The organism is Nocardia puris (assembly GCF_036051655.1).
In the GTDB taxonomy this organism is placed as follows: domain Bacteria; phylum Actinomycetota; class Actinomycetes; order Mycobacteriales; family Mycobacteriaceae; genus Nocardia; species Nocardia puris.
This window is the reverse complement of record NZ_CP107943.1, coordinates 2764349-2780010: the sequence shown is the minus strand read 5'-3', so window position 1 is coordinate 2780010 and position 15662 is coordinate 2764349. Positions and strand designations below refer to the sequence as shown.

Sequence of the window (15662 nt, the reverse complement as noted above, 5' to 3'; positions counted from 1 at the left end):
ACTCACCACCGCGATCGTCGGAGTCCTGGCACTGGTGGCCGGCATCGCGATCGGCACCACACCCTGGGCATCGGCCGACGCACAGCCCGCCGGCCGCGCCGAGGAACTGACCCGCCGGATCCTCGACGCGTTCGAACGCAAGGACTTGAACGCCATTGCCGCTCTGCTCGACGAGAACGCCTCGATCACCATCCCGCTGTCGTTTTCCGGCGCGCAGGAACCCGCCGGTCATTTCGCAGGCAAAGACGAAGTTCTCGGCTACGTCGGCCAAGTGACGACGAACTTCCGGACGCTCCGATTCATCGACCTGAGAATCAGCGTGGCCGGTGACGGGGAAACGACCTTCGCGCAGGCGAACGGGGACTTCGTCACCGCCGACGGCCGCCCGTATCGGAACGTCTACATCTACCGATTCGACTGGAAGGACGGCCGGATGCTGCACGCCGACGAATACGCGAATCCCATCACGCTCTGCCAGACATTCGACAATCTGGACTGCTGACGCCGCTGATCAATCCCCAGCGGCCCGCCCGCGCCCTCAGGTGAGGGTGGGGGTGCGGAAGCCGGACCAGGCGAGACGTTGGGGGTGGTCGGGGTCGGATTCGAGGTGGGTGTGGGCGTCGATGATGAGCGTGGTGCGGGAGTCCTCGGTGTAGGCGGGCCAGGTGGGGAGGGGGGTGCCGGTGCGGGCGAAGGAGAGCCAGTTGTCCTGGAACTGGTGGGAGACGGCGCGCAGCGCCGCGCCGCCACCGAGGGCGGTGAGGGTGCGGCCGATGGGCCCGTCGACGTAGCCGAAGACCGGGACGAGTTCGCTGGCGTGGGTGGCGCCGTAGCCGGTGAGGTGCAGCAGGCGGGGCGCGAAGTCGTAGCGGTAGGCGTAGGTGGGCGCGTGCCGGCTGTGCCCCTCCATCGCGGCGACGGTGGGCCGCCAGAAGACGTAGTCACCGCCCATCCGCACCGCCACCTTCGGATCGGGGAACCCGGGATAGGCGGCCAGCACCCGGGATCGCGCGTCCGCACTCACTTCGCCGAGGATCTTGCGCAACCGCGGCTCGTTGGTGGGCAACTTGCCCGCCGCGCCGTCGAACAGGGTGCCCTCGTCGCGGTTGGTGCCGATGATGAGCGGTAACGGGTGCGCGACCCCGGCCGCCATGGCGTCGACCGGCGCGAGCGGCAGCAGTTCGCCGTCCACCACCGGACAGATCGGGAACACCCCCGGCCACTCGTCGGCGCCGGCGTCGAACACCCGCGCCACGGTGCGCCGAATCTCGTTGGCGGGCAACTTGATCAGCGCATCGGTGGCCTCCGACGGCGCGACGCCCAGCGCGTCCACGCAGCGGCGGGCGAACGCGCGCGCCTCCTCGGGCGTCAAAGCCCAACCGGCGGGCGGACTCTGGGCGATCGCGCGATGGAACAGCCCTTCGGCCGCCGGGCTGGCGAGCAGCGCGAGCACCGCGTTCGCGCCCGCCGACTCGCCGAACACGGTGACGTTCCCCGGATCTCCGCCGAACGCGGCGATATTGGCCCGCACCCACCGCAGCGCCGCGATCTGATCGCGCAGCCCGAGGTTGCTCTCGAAAGCCCTTTCCGGACTGCCGAATTCACCGAAGTCCACGTACCCGAACGCGCCGAGCCGGTAGTTCATCGACACCACGACCACGTCGCCGCGCACCGCGAGCCGCGCCCCCGAGTACAGCGGCACGGCCGACGACCCGGTGAGGTACCCGCCGCCGTGGATGAACACCATCACCGGGCGCGGCGACGGCGACTCCGCGACGGGGGCCGTGACATTGAGTGTCAGCGCGTCTTCATCGGTGGGTTGGTAGCGGCGCACGCCGAGGCGCGGGCCGTCCTTGTGTTGCATGGCGGCGAAACCGAATTCGGTCGCGTCACGCACCCCGTCCCACGGGCACGGCGGGTGCGGTGCGCGAAAACGCAAGTCGCCCACGGGTGGCGCCGCGTAGGGGATGGAGCGCCAGCGCAGCACGCGCCGTCCGCGAACACCGCGGACGGCACCGTCCGCGGTCGTGACCTCGACCGTGCCCGACATGTCCCGATGGTAGCTAGGAACGCAGCGCTTCCAACAGGCGTAGCCAGATCTCGCTCACCGTCGGGTACGCGGGCACCGCGTGCCACAGCGCGTCCACGGGCACCCGCCCGACCACCGCGACGGTCGCCGCGTGCAGCAGTTCGCCGACGCCGGGCCCCACGAACGTGGCGCCGAGCAGCGTCCCGGCGTGCTCGTCCAGCACGAGTTTCGCCCGGCCCGCGTAGTCGTCGCACAGCAGCGTCGAACCGGCCACGGCGATATCGAGCTCGACGGTGCGCACGGCGAGCCCCTCGCGCCGCGCGGCCGCCTCGGTGCGGCCGACCCAGGCGACTTCCGGCGCGGTGAACACGACCTGCGGCACCTGCCCGTTGTCGGCGCTCGCCACATATCGCGACCCGCTGAGCGGCCGCCCCTCGGCGCGCGCGGCGATCACGTCGCCACACACCCGCGCCTGGTACTTGCCCATATGCGTCAGCGCCGCACGGTGATTCACGTCTCCCACGGCGTAGAGCCAGTCCCCGTCGACGCCGCGGACGGTCAGGTGATCGTCCACCTCCACGTATCCGTCGGGCAGCCCGACCGTGGACAACCCGAGCCCCTCGGTCGCGGGCGCGCGGCCGGCCGCCACCAGGATCTCGTCGGCCTCGATCGGCCCGTGGCGCGTCTCGACGGTCACCGCCCCGCCGTGAATCCGACCCTCTCCGGTGTCGGCGGGCGCGATCCGGGACACCCGCTCGGGTTCCGTCCCGAACAGCACCCGCACACCCGCGTCCCCGAGCGCGACGGCTACCCGCTCGCCGGCGAAGGCCTCCGCCCCGCCGAGCAACGCCTTGCCCCGGACCAGCATGGTCACCGCGGCCCCCAGCGCCGACAACCACGTCGCCGCCTCGCACGCCACGACCCCGCCGCCGACGATCACCACGCGCGCGGGCACTTCGTGCAGGTTGGTGGCGTCGCGCGAGATCCACGGCAGTGCCGCGCGCAGGCCCGGCACGTCGGGCACCGCGGCCCGTGTCCCGGTGGCCAGCACCACCGCGTGGCGGGCCCGCAGCGTGCGGTCGCCGACCTCGACGAGCCGTTCGCCCGCGAGGCGCCCGGTGCCGCGCACGATGTCGATCCCGGTCGATGCGGCCCAGTCGACCTGGCCGGAGTCGTCGTGGTCGTGCACGATCCGGTCGCGGCGCGCCAGGACTTCGGCGACGTCGACCGCGCCCGCGGAGACTCCGGGCAGTCCGCGCACCGCCGCGACCACCTGCCCGGGACGCAACAGCGCCTTACTGGGCATACACGCCCAGTAGGAGCATTCCCCGCCGACCAGTTCCCGCTCCACGATCGCGGCCGTGCGCCCGCTGCCCGCGATCGCGTACGCGGCGGCGTTCTCCCCGGCGGGCCCACCGCCGAGAACGATCACGTCGTACTCGGCGGTATCCGTCACTGGAGGTAGCCCTCGACCTGGCGCGGCGAGTTGACCTGCGCGTCGTCGGGTGAGCCGCCCGCGTCGATCCGAGCCCGCCGCTGCCGCAGCAGATCCCAGCACTGATCGAGCATGACCTCCAGCTCGGCCAGCCGCTTGCGCTCGGTCACCGGGTCCACCTCCCCGGCGGTGACCTTCGCCCGCAGCGAATGCTCGTCGTCGACCAGTTGCTTGATGCGCCCCAGGATGTCCTGTTCGGTCATGCCGACCATGCTACGGCCGAACTCCCACCCGATTGCGAAAGATTTGCGGATGACCGGACATTCCTCGCGAACTGGGCTCGCCTCCCACCACCCCAGAACGCGCCGACGACCCCGGCAACACCCGCCCCGATCGACGTCCCACATAGACTCGCCCCCATGGGTGAGCCGCAGCCGATCCTCGAACCGCTCACGCCCGCCGCGATCTTCCTCGTCGCCACCATCGACGAGGGGGGCGAGGCGGCGGTGCGGGACCTGCTCGCCGATCTGCCCGGTTTGCGGCGTTCGGTGGGGTTCCGGCTTCCGGGGGCGGGGCTCAGCTGTGTGGCCTCCATCGGGTCACAGGCGTGGGACCGGTTGTTCGCCGGCCCGCGCCCTGCCGAACTGCACGTGCTGCCCGAGTTCGTGGGCGACACGCATCGCGCGCCCTCCACGCCGGGCGATCTGCTCTTCCACATCCGCTCGGAAGTGCAGGACGCGTGCTTCGAACTCGCGATGGCGATCGGCGACCGCCTTTCCGGCGCGGCCACTTTCGTGGACGAGACGGTCGGATTCCGCTACTTCGAACAGCGCGATCTGCTCGGATTCGTCGACGGCACCGAGAATCCGGAAGGCGGCGCGGCGGTGAGCGCGGCGCTGGTCGGCGACGAGGATCCCGAATTCGCCGGTGGCAGTTACGTGATCGTGCAGAAGTACCTGCACCCGCTCGACGAGTGGCGCGCGCTCTCGGTCGAGGAACAGGAGAAGGTGATCGGCCGGACCAAACTGGACGATTTCGAACTCTCCGACGAGGACAAGCCCGCCGATTCCCATGTCGCCGTGAACACGCTGGTGGACGCGGACGGCACCGAACGCCAGATCCTGCGCGCCAACATGCCGTTCGGCAGTGTGCGCGACGGCGAGTTCGGCACCTACTACATCGCCTACGCGGCGACCCCGTCGGTCACCGAGACCATGCTCTCGCGCATGTTCGAGGGCACCGAGGAGGCGGCCTACGACCGCATTCTCGACTTCTCCATCGCCGTCACCGGCACACTGTTCTTCGCCCCGCCGCTGGACTTCTTCGACGAGCTTCCGCCGCCGCCCGCGGCGCAGGCGCCCGCCGCTCCCGAGGTCACGGTGGGCGACGGTTCACTCGGTATCGGCACGTTGAAAAGGAGCACGCTGTGAACAACCTCCATCGCGAACTCGCGCCGATCACCGCCGAGGCTTGGTCGGCGATCGAGGAAGAGGCCTCCCGCACCTTCAAGCGCAATATCGCGGGCCGCCGGGTGGTGGACCTGTCGGGTCCGCACGGCACCGACTACTCCGCCGTGGGCCTGGGCCGCACCACCAAGATCGACTCGCCCGGTGACGGCGTGGAGTCCCGTCAGCGGATCGTGGCGCCGCTGGTGGAACTGCGGGTGCCGTTCACGCTGCTGCGCGAGGAACTCGACGATGTGGAGCGCGGCGCGCAGGACGCCGACCTCGACGCCGTGAAGGAAGCCGCCCGCCGCATGGCGTACGCGGAGGACCGCGCGATCTTCGAGGGGTACCCGGCCGCGGGCATCACCGGTATCCGGGCGAGCTCGTCCAACGCCGTGATCCAGCTGCCCGAGGACCCGCGGGGCGCGCCGGAGGCGGTGGCGCAGGCGCTGAGCGCGCTGCGGCTGGCCGGTGTGGACGGACCGTACTCGGTGCTGCTGAGCGCCGATCTGTACACGGCCGTCAGCGAGACCTCCGATCACGGCCACCCGATCCGCACCCATATCGAGCGGCTGATCCCGGAGGGCGAGATCATCTGGGCCCCGGCCATCGACGGCGCGTTCGTGGTCACCACGCGCGGCGGCGATTTCGATCTGAGCATCGGCCAGGACCTGTCCATCGGCTACCTGTCGCACGGCGCCGAGACCGTCGAGCTGTACTTCCAGCAGAGCTTGCAGTTCCAGGTGAACACCGCCGAGGCCGCGGTCGCCCTGCGCGCCTGACGACCCCGGGCACCCGTATCCGCCCGCGACGCGGGTGGGTACGGTGATCCCGGAGTACGCGGGAAGCGAGTGGAGATGGCGAAGGTGCGCGCGGGCGCGGTCCCGGTCGGGCGGTCGGTCGGCTACGGCGTGCTCGCCCTGTGCGCGGTCGCCGCGGTGACCGCCGCGACCGTCGCCGTATTCGGGGTGAACCGGGTGTTCACCGGTGTGCTGATCGGGCTGGCGGTGGGCGTCGCGCTGCTGGTCGCGCTGTTCTCGCGGGATTCGATCGTGCTGGCCGACGACGCGATCCACCTGCGCGTGCCGTGGTCGGAGACGCTGGTCGACTGGGACCGCGTGGTGGCCGCGCGCTTCACCCTGGACGAGAAATCGCGCTGGTCGCTGGCACTGGATCTGGCCGGCGGCGACGAACCTCACGGCGAGCTGGTGCTGCTGGCCATCCCGCCGGTGCACGGCCCCGTGTCGGGCGCTTACGACCTGCGCAAACGCGATCAGGTGCAGCAGATCCGGGAGATGTTGCGCGCCAAGCGCGTTCCGGTGACCGTGCTGCCCGAGATCGCGGCCGCCCTGAGCGAGCACTGGAAAATCGCGCCGCCCACCCGCTGACCGCCCACGGGTGACGAGTACGGCCGCAGTCGTATACGTTGGCAGCTGTGTCGATGATGAAGGGCGCCAACGTACCGGTGCCGATGTCCGCGGTCCGCATCGAATTGGGGTGGCAATCGGGTCCGGGTGTGCCGGACGCGGACGCCTCCGCTCTGCTCCTGGTCGGCGGCAAAGTCCGCTCCGACAACGACTTCGTCTTCTACAACCAGCCCGCGCACCCGTCGGGCGCGGTGCGTCACGAGGGCAAGCAGCAGGGTCCCACGGTGCTCGACGTGCTGTCGGTCAACCTCGCGCAAGTCGAGCCGCAGGTCGAGACCGTCGTCATCGCGGCGTCGACCGACGGCGGCACCTTCGGCCAGTTCCACGGCCTGTACGTGCGGGTGCTGGACGCGAGCAACGGCGCCGAGGTGGCCCGTTTCGACAGCACCGGCGCCACCACCGAGACCGCGTTCGTCCTCGGTGAGCTGTACCGCCGCCAGGGCGCGTGGAAGTTCCGCGCGGTCGGCCAGGGCTACGACTCCGGCTTGGCCGGGCTGGCCACCGATTTCGGCATCTCGGTGGACGACGCGCCCACCCCGCCGCCCGCGCAGCAGCACACACCGCCGCCGCCCCAGCCGCAGTACGCGCCGCCTCCGCCGCCGCAGCAGTACGCCCCGCCGCCTCCTCCACAGCAGGGCTACGCTCCTCCGCCGCCCCCGCAGTACGCGCCCCCGCCGCAGCAGGGGTACGCGCCGCCGCCCGCACCGCAGTACGCGCCGCCTCCGCCCCCGCCGCAGCAGCAGTTCGCGCCGCCGCCGCAGCAGCAGTTCGCGCCGCCGCAGCAGCAGGGGTACGCGCCCCCGCCGCCCGCCGCGGGTGGCGCGCCGGTGAACCTCGGCAAGATCTCGCTGACCAAGGAATCCCCGTCGGTCTCGCTCACCAAGTCGGGCGCGACGGGCGGCACCATGCGCGTCAACCTGAACTGGACCGGCGGCGCCACCAAGGGCGGCGGCCTGTTCGGCCGGCGCCGCAGCGGCCTCGACCTGGACCTGTGCTGCTTCTTCGAGCTGGCCGACGGCCGCATCGGCTCGGTGCGCGCGCTGGACCGCTCCTTCGGCGCGCTGAACCAGCCGCCCTACATCCGCCTGGATCAGGACGACCGCACCGGCGCCAGCACCACCGGCGAGAACATCGACATCAACCTCGATTTCGCCGGCCAGCTGCGCCGCATCTTGGTCTTCACCTCGATCTACGAGGGTGCCAACGACTTCCGCGGCGTGCACGCCACCGTCACCCTGTACCCGGTGGGCAGCCCGCCGATCGAGATGACCCTCGACGGCTGCCAGGACGACTCCCGCGACGCCGTGCTCGCCCACATCGAAAACATCAACGGCGAAATGGTGGTCCGCCGCGAAGGCACCTTCATCCGCCCGCCCGCGGGCCGCCCGGGCGCCGGTGTCATGGAGATCGCGCGAATCTACAACTGGGACTTCGGTTTCAAGGCTGGGCGCGGCAAGGACTGAGCTACGGCTCCAGAGCCCGGTCCGCGACCCGGGTGCGCGCGGCGGTGTCCGCACCGTCGCGCGCCCGCCGCGACCTGCCGTGGATGCGGGGCGAAATAGTCGGCGAGCGCGTGGGGCTCGACGCTCCGAGTCAGTGCGAGCGGGCCAGCAGGGCGTCGGCGGCGGTGCGGGTGTCGCTCAGGTCGCCGGACCAGCCGAGGAGGCGCAGGGCGGCGTCGGGGATGGTGCGTTCGGCGTACGCGGGGGCCGTGCCCTCGTCGGAGCGAATGTTGATGACCGTTTCCACCAGGCGGAACGGCAGCACTTCCGCGCCCGGGATCGCGTCGTGCCCGGCGCCTTCCAGTACCGCGGCGGCGAAAGTCTCGTAGTGGACGCGCAATTCGTCGCGGCGCAGGCGGAAGGTGGCGAACCGTTCGGTACGCAGCTCGGGCAGCAGGTACAGCGCGCCCAGATTCCAGCGGGCGGCGCAGAGCTGGCGCACGTCGAACCGGGCCAGGGCGTAGAGGCGAACGGGGGCGGGTTCCGGCGCAGAGCGCAGTGTGTGCGCGAGTTCCAGAGGGCTGGCGACGGTTTCGGCCAGCAGGGCGTCGAGGATGTCGTCCTTGGCGGCGAAATGATGGTAGAGCGAGGCCTGCCGGATGCCGACCGCGTCGGCGACCGCCCGCGTGGAGGTGTTGGCGTACCCCTTGGTGGTGAACAGTTCGCCCGCCGCGTCGAGGATCTCGTCGCGCGGTGTGCGACCGCGCCGGGGTCGCTGCTGCTCTAGCCGGGGACGACCGGGACCGGGGTTTGCCACATCATCCATTCTGGCATCGCCCAAGTCGCCCGCGGCTCGCCCGGCCGGACACCGCCACCGCGCGGAGAGGTTTCTGTCACTCGACAGAAACCTGGGCAACGCAGAAGTTACCCACGTTCCCGGAAGCGATACACGGGCGACACCGGAATCGCGATCGCGGCGGCAAAACTGTCATGCGATAGGTATTTGGCCGCACGCCGAAGGATCATCATGGCCACGACAGTCGCATCACCACCCACCGCCGAGACCGACAGCGCCGATCTGGCCCGCTTCGGCTACCGACCCGTCCTGCACCGCAAACTGGGCCGCTACGCCTCGTTCGCGGCGGGTTTCTCGTTCGTCTCCATCCTCACCACCATCTTCCAGTTCTTCGGCTTCGGCTATTCGTTCGGCGGCGCCGCGTTCTTCTGGACCTGGCCGATCGTGTTCGCCGGCCAGTTTCTGGTGGCGCTGAACTTCGCCGAGCTCGCCGCGCGCTACCCGATCTCGGGCTGCATCTACCAGTGGTCGCGCCGCCTCGGCGGCGAGATCGTCGGCTGGTTCGCGGGCTGGATGATGATCATCGCCCAGATCGTCACCGCCGCCGCGGCCGCCATCGCGCTGCAAGTGGTGCTGCCCTCGATCTGGAGCGGTTTCCAGCTCATCGGCGAGGACACCGCGCTCACCTCGCCGTCGGGCGCGACCAACGCGGTGCTGCTGGGCAGCATCCTGCTGGTGATCACCACCACGATCAATGTCATCGGCATCGACCTGATGGCGCGGATCAACTCCATCGGCGTCACCATCGAGATCGTGGGCGTGGCCGCCGTCATCGGCCTGTTCTTCGTCGACGCCGAGCGCGGCCCCGACGTGGTGCTCAGCACCGAGCACGCCGTGCCCGGCCCGTACTGGGCGGCGTTCCTGGTCTCGGGCCTGATGGCGGCCTACGTGATGGTCGGATTCGATTCCGCCGGTGAGCTTTCCGAGGAGACGAAGAACCCGCGCCGGGTCGCGCCGCGCACCATCCTGTCGGCGCTGTCGGTCTCCGCGCTGGGCGGCGGCCTGATGATGCTGGGCGCGCTCATGGCCGCGCCGAGCCTGTCCGACGGCGCGCTGGCCACCGACGGCCTGGCCTACGTGATCACCGCGAAGCTGAACAGCCCGGCGGGCACGGTGCTGCTCGGCTGCGTCGCGGTGGCGGTGTTCGTCTGCACGCTGGCCATCCAGACCGCCGGCTCGCGCCTGCTGTTCTCGATGGCCCGCGACGGCAAGCTGCCGTTCGCGCGGCAACTGGCCGCCGTGCATCCGCGCTTCGGCACCCCCGTGCTGCCCGCGATCGTGATCGGCGCGCTCGGCATCGTGCTGCTCGTGGTGAACCTGGGCAACGCCGCCATCTTCGCCACCCTGGCCAGCGTGTGCATCGTCTCGCTGTACCTGGCGTACCTGCTGGTGACGGTCCCGCTGCTGCGGCAGCGCCTGAAGGGCTGGGGCCGCGGCGACGACGTGACCGATCCGTCGCTGTTCGCACTCGGCCGCTTCGGCATCCCGGTGAACGCCGTCGCCGTGGTGTGGGGCATCGCGATGGTGATCAACCTGGCCTGGCCGCGCCCCGAGGTGTACGCGCCCGACGGCGGCGGCGGGTGGGTGCTCTGGGCCGCACCGCTTTTCGTGCTCACCGTGGTGTCGATCGGCGCGCTCGTGCGCTGGTTCGTGGTGTCGCGTCCCGCCGCGGACACCGCTCCCGCCACCGTCTGACCGATCCGTTCCACGCGGCCGTGCGCGGTGGTCACCGCCGCCGCGCACGGCCCCTCTCGAAAGGGAACCGATGACTGAAACCAGCACCGCGTCGACCGGGGGCGCCCGGGAGCATGCCAGGGCTCAGGCCGCCGCCGCGCTCCTCGCGACACCCGATCTGCCCTCGGGCGTCGATCCGGCGAGAATCACGTGGTCCCAGCGGATTCCGCCGGCCGGCTACGCCAACGTCGTCCTCGGGCGCGGCACGCGGGTGCGGTTCGCCGATCCCGCCGCGGCGGCCTGCGCGCACGTGCTGCTGCTGCGCGCCGACGCGCCGTGGGAGCGGCTGAATGTCGCAGACACGGTGAAAGTTCCTTGGCAGGCTTACCTTTCGCCGGGCCACCCGTTGCTCACCGATCAGGGACGCGTGCTCGCCACGGTGGTGGCCGACACCTCCGGCCGGCACGACACGCTGTGCGGCCCCTCCGCCGTGGCGCGCGACCTCCTGCATTCGGCCGGCGCGAAACAGGGGCTGGCGCCGCGTGACATCGCACCGACGGTGTCGTTCTTCCGCGGCGTCCGCGTGGAATCCGACGGCGCGCTCACCGCCACGGGCAGCGCCGAGGCGAGCGCGTCGATCGACCTGCTGCTGCACCTGCCCGCGATCCTGCTGGTGGCCAACGCCCCGCATCCGCTGGACGAGCGCCCCACCACCGACCTGGACGTGGTCGCCTGGGCGGCGCCCGCCGACCTGACGACCAGCCCCGGCGCCGACCCGGAATACCTACGGGCCGTGGAGAACACCGAGGCGGCCTGGACCGCCCTGACCGTGGAGGCGACGGCATGACCTCGGCATCGACCCTCACCACCGTGCTCGACGAGACCGTCCCCGCCCGCGCGCCGTGGTCGGCGATCGTGCGGGCGGGCGAGCAGCTCACGATCATCGATCTGCACGGCAACCAAGCCGTGGACTGCCTGCTCTACTCCGCCGCCGACCACACCCAGCGCTACAGCGCGCAGGCCACGATCGTCGCGCAGCGCAACATCTTCCTGACCACCGGCAGCGTGCTGCGCACCGATTCCGGCGCGCCGCTGATGACGGTCGTCGCCGACGAGGTCGGCAACCACGACACGATCGCCGGCGCGTGCTCGCAGGAGTCGAACACCCTGCGCTACGGCCACCACACCCGCCACCAGCACGCCTGCGTGGAGAACTTCCTCACCGAGGCCCGGAAATGGGGGCTGGGCAAACGGGATCTGGTGTCGAATATCAACTGGTTCATGAACGTTCCCGTGGAGCGCGACGGCACGCTCGGCATCGTGGACGGACTCTCCGCGCCGGGCAAGACGGTGACGCTGCGCGCCGAGATCGACACGCTCGTACTGGTGTCGAACTGCCCGCAGATCAATAACCCCTGCAACGGTTTCGATCCGACGCCCGTGCGCATGGTGGTCACGCGATGACCACGGTCGAGGAATACGTCGCCGCACCAGAACTCGCGCCGGTCGTCGCGTGCGCCGAGGTTGTCCGGCCGGGCACGCTCGTCACGGTGCAGGACTGGCCGGGGCGGGTCGGGTACTGGCACGTGGGGGTGCCGCCGTCGGGCCCGATGGACGATCTGTCGTTCCGGCTCGGCAACCGCGTCCTCGGAAACGACGAGGGCGCACCGGGATTGGAGTGCACGCTGGCCGGACCGGCGCTGCGGTTCACCACCGAGACCTGGGTCTGCGTGACGGGTGCGCCCGCGCCGGTCACCGTGGACGGCCAGCCCGTCGAACAGTGGCGGACCGTGCGCGTTCCAGCGGGCGGCCTGCTCGAGGTCGGCGCGATCCGCGGGCCCGGCATGCGCACTTACGTTCTCGTCTCGGGCGGCTTCACTCTCCCTGAATACTTGGGCAGCGCCGCCACTTTCACGCTCGGCCGCTTCGGCGGCGTCGACGGCGGACCGTTGCGTGCCGGGATGGAGCTACCTCTGGGCTTGGCTCGCACACCTATCGCGGCCGCCGTGCCGATGGGCGATCAACCCGTGCTGGCCCGGCGCTGGGAGGTGGCGGTCACCGAAGGTCCGCACGGCGCGCCGGAGTTCTTCACCCGCAAGGACTTCGACACCATCGTCGGCACCGACTACGAGGTGCATTTCAACTCCGACCGCACGGGCGTGCGGTTGATCGGGCCGAAACCCGAGTGGGCGCGCACCGACGGCGGCGAAGCGGGGCTGCACCCGTCGAACATCCACGACACCCCGTATTCCGTTGGCGCGCTGGATTTCACCGGCGACACCCCGATCCTGCTCGGCCCCGACGGGCCGAGTCTGGGCGGATTCGTCTGCCCGGTCACCGTGGTCTCCGCCGACCGGTGGAAACTCGGCCAGCTCGCGCCGGGCGACGCCGTGCGGTTCGTGCCGGTGCGCCGCGAACACGCCGCCTCCCCCAGGGAACTCGGCTCGGGCCGGCGCGCGGCGTGGTCCACCGTGCTGTCCCCCGGCGGCGACGGTGACGACGGCGTCCTGCGCCGGGCGGACGTGGACGACGAAGTCGGCGTGACCTATCGCCGCCAGGGCGACGACGGCATCCTGGTCGAATACGGCACGATGACCCTGGATCTGGGCCTGCGCGCCCGCGTGCACGCCCTGCATCAGCATCTGCTGGCCGCCGCCCCGCGCGGCGTCGTGGAGCTGACGCCGGGTGTGCGCTCGTTGCAGATCCGGGTCGACCCGCACGTGCTCCCCGTGCCCCGCCTGCTCGCGCTCCTCGCCGAAGCCGAGGGCGAACTGCCCGGCGCCGACCGCCTGGTCGTGCCGAGCCGCACCGTGCACCTGCCGCTCTCCTGGGACGACCCGTCCACCAGGGAGGCCATCACCCGGTACATGCACGGGGTGCGGGCCGACGCGCCCTGGTGCCCGTGGAACATCGAATTCATCCGCCGCGTCAACGGATTGGCGAGCGTGGAGGAGGTGTACGACACCGTGTTCGGCGCGCAGTACCTGGTGCTCGGCCTGGGCGATGTCTACCTCGGCGCGCCCGTCGCCACCCCGATCGATCCGCGCCACCGGCTCGTCACCACGAAGTACAACCCGGCGCGCACCTGGACGCCCGAGAACGCCGTCGGCATCGGCGGCGCGTACCTGTGCATCTACGGGATGGAAGGTCCGGGCGGCTACCAGTTCGTCGGCCGCACCACCCAGGTGTGGAACCACCGCGCCACCGAAACACCGTGGCTGCTGCGCTATTTCGACCGCATCAGCTGGTACCCGGTGAGCGCGGAGGAATTGCTCGACCTGCGCGCCGATTTCGCGGCGGGCAAGGTGGACGTCCGCGCCGAGGACGGTGAGTTCCGCCTCGCCGACTACCGGGCGTTCCTGGACGAGAACGCCACCGCCATCGCCGAGTTCCGCGCTGCGCAGTCCGAGGCATTCGGCGCCGAGCGCGAATCATGGCGTTTGGCAGGCGAACTCGGCTGAGCCGATACCGGCCGGGGGCGCTCGGCTCGGCTCGCTCGCCGGGCGCACCCCTCCGTGTTGACACCGGCCTCTCCGCCGTGTCAGTATCTGTATGCACATACATTGATTGCAAGTACATACAAGAAAGAGCGGGACAATGACGACCACCCAGCGCCTCGAGAAGATCGCCACCACCCCCGACTGGTACGCGCCGTACAAGATCTCGCAGGCGATCCGGGCCAACGGACTGCTGCACGTGTCCGGTCAGGCGGGCATCGACGAGCACGGCCGCACCGTCTCCGACGATTTCCTCACGCAGGGGCGGCAGGCCTTCGCCAATATCGAGCGCGTGCTGGCCGAGGCCGGGGCCGGCTTCGAGGACGTGGTCAAAGTAGGCATCTTCGTCACCGATATGGCCGCCAACCTCGACAAGGTCATCCAGCTCCGCGGCGAGTTCCTCCGCGAGCCCTACCCCGCCGACACCCTGCTCCAGGTGGCCGCCCTCGCCCAGCCCGACTGGCAGATCGAAGTCGAAGTCACCGCACTCGCCCGCTGATTCCCGATCCCGCGTTCCTGAGAGGAAAACCCTTGTCCGACAACCTTTTGCTGCGTCCCTACCAGCGTGGCGCGCTCGACTTGCCGAACCGCGTCGCGATGGCTCCGATGACCAGGGGGCGGGCCGATGACGCCACCGGCGTTCCGCACCCGCTCACCAAGGACTACTATGCCCAGCGGGCGAGCGCGGGCCTGATCGTCACCGAGGGCATCTACCCCCACATCCTCGGCAAGGGTGGTCCCGGTATCCCCGGTCTCGTGGACGACGCGCAGGTGGCGGGCTGGCGCGAGGTCACCGACGCGGTGCACGCGGCCGGCGGGCGCATTTTCGCCCAGCTGTGGCATGTCGGCCGGATGACCCACCCGCTGGTGCTGCCCGGCGGCGCGACGCCGCTGGCGCCCTCCCCCGTCCGGATCACCGGCTCACGGATCTTCACCGATCAGGGGCTGGTGGAGCACGTCACGCCACGCGCGATGACGACCTCCGAGGCCGACGCCACCATCGAGCATTTCGCCGCCGAGGCGCGCAACGCGATCGCGGCCGGGTTCGACGGCGTCGAGGTCCACGGCGCGAACGGCTATCTGATCCAGCAGTTCCTCGCGGAGAACACGAACCGGCGGACCGACCGCTACGGCGGTTCGCGCAACGGCAGGCTCCGGCTGGCCGTCGATATCGTCACCGCCGTCGCGGCGGCGGTGGGCGCCGAACGCGTCGGCCTGCGCGTCTCCCCGGACAACCCGGAAAACGAGATCGCGGAACAGGATCCGCAGGGCACCTACCGGGCGCTGGTGGACGCCCTCGACCCGCTCGGCCTCGCCTACCTCCACGTGATCGAGCGCGGTGAGTACGCCGCCCTCGCCGACCTGCGACCCCGCTGGTCGGGCACTCTCATCGCGAACTTCAACGGCCCGTCCCCCACCACGCGCGACGCGGGTGAGAAAGTGCTGAGTTCCGGTCTGGCCGACGTGTTCTCGTTCGGGCGACTCTTCCTCGGCAACCCCGACCTGCCCGCCCGGTTCGCCTCCGGAGCTCCGCTCAACGACTACGCGCGCGAGCTGATCTACGGCGGCGGCGCGGAGGGGTACACGGACTATCCCGCGCTGACGGCCGAACGGGTTTGAGGCCGGGGCACGTTCGGCTGGACCGTCACCAGCCGAAATGCTCGGCCAGGTCGATGGATTCGTCGTCCCACCGCTGTTCGATGCGGCGGCGTTGCGCCTCCGGCAGTTCCGGGCGCCACCCGCAACGCCGCCAGAACAGTTCCCGGTGCTCCTGCGTCATCCGCAACGGCTCGCTCATCGCGCTCACTCCCTGCCCGCCGTGTGCTCCCCACCCACGAGTGTGAGCCTGTTCCGGCG

General features: G+C 70.7%; 16 protein-coding genes. 11 read left to right on the top strand and 5 right to left on the bottom strand.

Annotated elements, in window-relative coordinates:
- Positions 1-34: 34 nt before the first annotated feature.
- Positions 35-502 carry a nuclear transport factor 2 family protein gene (locus OHB21_RS12310; protein WP_170160822.1) on the top strand — a complete coding sequence of 156 codons (468 nt, stop codon included), beginning with the start codon at positions 35-37 and terminating at the stop codon, positions 500-502.
- A 36-nt stretch (positions 503-538) separates the two neighbouring features.
- Here the strand turns inward: OHB21_RS12310 and OHB21_RS12305 are convergent, their stop codons facing one another.
- From OHB21_RS12305 to OHB21_RS12295, 3 genes are read right to left on the bottom strand one after another with little or no spacing between them, the layout of a single operon-like run.
- On the bottom strand, positions 539-2050 hold the full coding sequence (locus OHB21_RS12305; protein ID WP_067513344.1) for a carboxylesterase/lipase family protein: 1512 nt from the start codon (positions 2048-2050) through the stop codon (positions 539-541).
- A gap of 13 nt (positions 2051-2063) precedes the next feature.
- Positions 2064-3485: a dihydrolipoyl dehydrogenase family protein gene (locus OHB21_RS12300; RefSeq protein ID WP_067513342.1), complete on the bottom strand. Its 1422-nt coding sequence runs from the start codon at positions 3483-3485 to the stop codon at positions 2064-2066.
- Positions 3482-3727 carry a DUF2630 family protein gene (locus tag OHB21_RS12295; RefSeq protein WP_067513384.1) on the bottom strand — a complete coding sequence of 82 codons (246 nt, stop codon included), beginning with the start codon at positions 3725-3727 and terminating at the stop codon, positions 3482-3484. The genes OHB21_RS12300 and OHB21_RS12295 overlap by 4 nt, the downstream gene beginning before the upstream one ends.
- A 156-nt stretch (positions 3728-3883) precedes the next feature.
- On the opposite strand from OHB21_RS12295, the gene OHB21_RS12290 reads away from it, so the two are divergent.
- From OHB21_RS12290 to OHB21_RS12275, 4 genes are all read left to right on the top strand, one after another.
- Positions 3884-4894 carry a Dyp-type peroxidase gene (locus OHB21_RS12290; RefSeq protein ID WP_067513340.1) on the top strand — a complete coding sequence of 337 codons (1011 nt, stop codon included), beginning with the start codon at positions 3884-3886 and terminating at the stop codon, positions 4892-4894.
- Complete coding sequence (locus OHB21_RS12285) at positions 4891-5691, top strand: family 1 encapsulin nanocompartment shell protein (protein WP_067513338.1); 801 nt, start codon at positions 4891-4893, stop codon at positions 5689-5691. The genes OHB21_RS12290 and OHB21_RS12285 overlap by 4 nt, the downstream gene beginning before the upstream one ends.
- Positions 5692-5766: 75 nt before the next feature.
- Entirely contained in the window at positions 5767-6297 is a 531-nt protein-coding gene (locus OHB21_RS12280; protein WP_067513383.1) for a hypothetical protein, read from the top strand.
- Positions 6298-6350: 53 nt separating this feature from the next.
- Positions 6351-7799: a TerD family protein gene (locus OHB21_RS12275; RefSeq protein WP_170160824.1), complete on the top strand. Its 1449-nt coding sequence runs from the start codon at positions 6351-6353 to the stop codon at positions 7797-7799.
- A gap of 130 nt (positions 7800-7929) precedes the next feature.
- Here the strand turns inward: OHB21_RS12275 and OHB21_RS12270 are convergent, their stop codons facing one another.
- The gene (locus OHB21_RS12270; RefSeq protein ID WP_067513381.1) at positions 7930-8595 is read right to left on the bottom strand and encodes a TetR/AcrR family transcriptional regulator; all 666 of its coding nucleotides are present in this window, start codon (positions 8593-8595) and stop codon (positions 7930-7932) included.
- Between the two features lie 210 nt (positions 8596-8805).
- Here OHB21_RS12270 and OHB21_RS12265 point away from each other — a divergent pair, with 210 nt between their 5' ends.
- From OHB21_RS12265 to OHB21_RS12240, 6 genes are all read left to right on the top strand, one after another.
- Positions 8806-10329, top strand: a complete 1524-nt coding sequence (locus OHB21_RS12265) for an amino acid permease (protein ID WP_067513336.1) — start codon at positions 8806-8808, stop codon at positions 10327-10329.
- 70 nt (positions 10330-10399) lie between these two features.
- A complete protein-coding gene (locus OHB21_RS12260; RefSeq protein ID WP_067513334.1) occupies positions 10400-11155 on the top strand; it encodes a DUF1989 domain-containing protein in 756 nt (251 codons plus the stop codon).
- Positions 11152-11772, top strand: coding sequence for an urea amidolyase associated protein UAAP2 (locus OHB21_RS12255; RefSeq protein ID WP_067513332.1), 621 nt, complete (start codon positions 11152-11154; stop codon positions 11770-11772). Before OHB21_RS12260 ends, OHB21_RS12255 begins: the two co-directional genes overlap by 4 nt.
- Entirely contained in the window at positions 11769-13769 is a 2001-nt protein-coding gene (locus OHB21_RS12250) for a 5-oxoprolinase/urea amidolyase family protein (protein ID WP_084538090.1), read from the top strand. Before OHB21_RS12255 ends, OHB21_RS12250 begins: the two co-directional genes overlap by 4 nt.
- A 136-nt stretch (positions 13770-13905) precedes the next feature.
- Positions 13906-14304: a RidA family protein gene (locus OHB21_RS12245; protein ID WP_195124685.1), complete on the top strand. Its 399-nt coding sequence runs from the start codon at positions 13906-13908 to the stop codon at positions 14302-14304.
- Positions 14305-14336: 32 nt separating this feature from the next.
- Entirely contained in the window at positions 14337-15425 is a 1089-nt protein-coding gene (locus tag OHB21_RS12240; RefSeq protein WP_195124684.1) for an alkene reductase, read from the top strand.
- Positions 15426-15450: 25 nt separating this feature from the next.
- On the opposite strand, the gene OHB21_RS12235 is transcribed toward OHB21_RS12240, so the two are convergent.
- Positions 15451-15603, bottom strand: coding sequence for a hypothetical protein (locus OHB21_RS12235; RefSeq protein WP_170160823.1), 153 nt, complete (start codon positions 15601-15603; stop codon positions 15451-15453).
- Positions 15604-15662 lie beyond the last annotated feature (59 nt).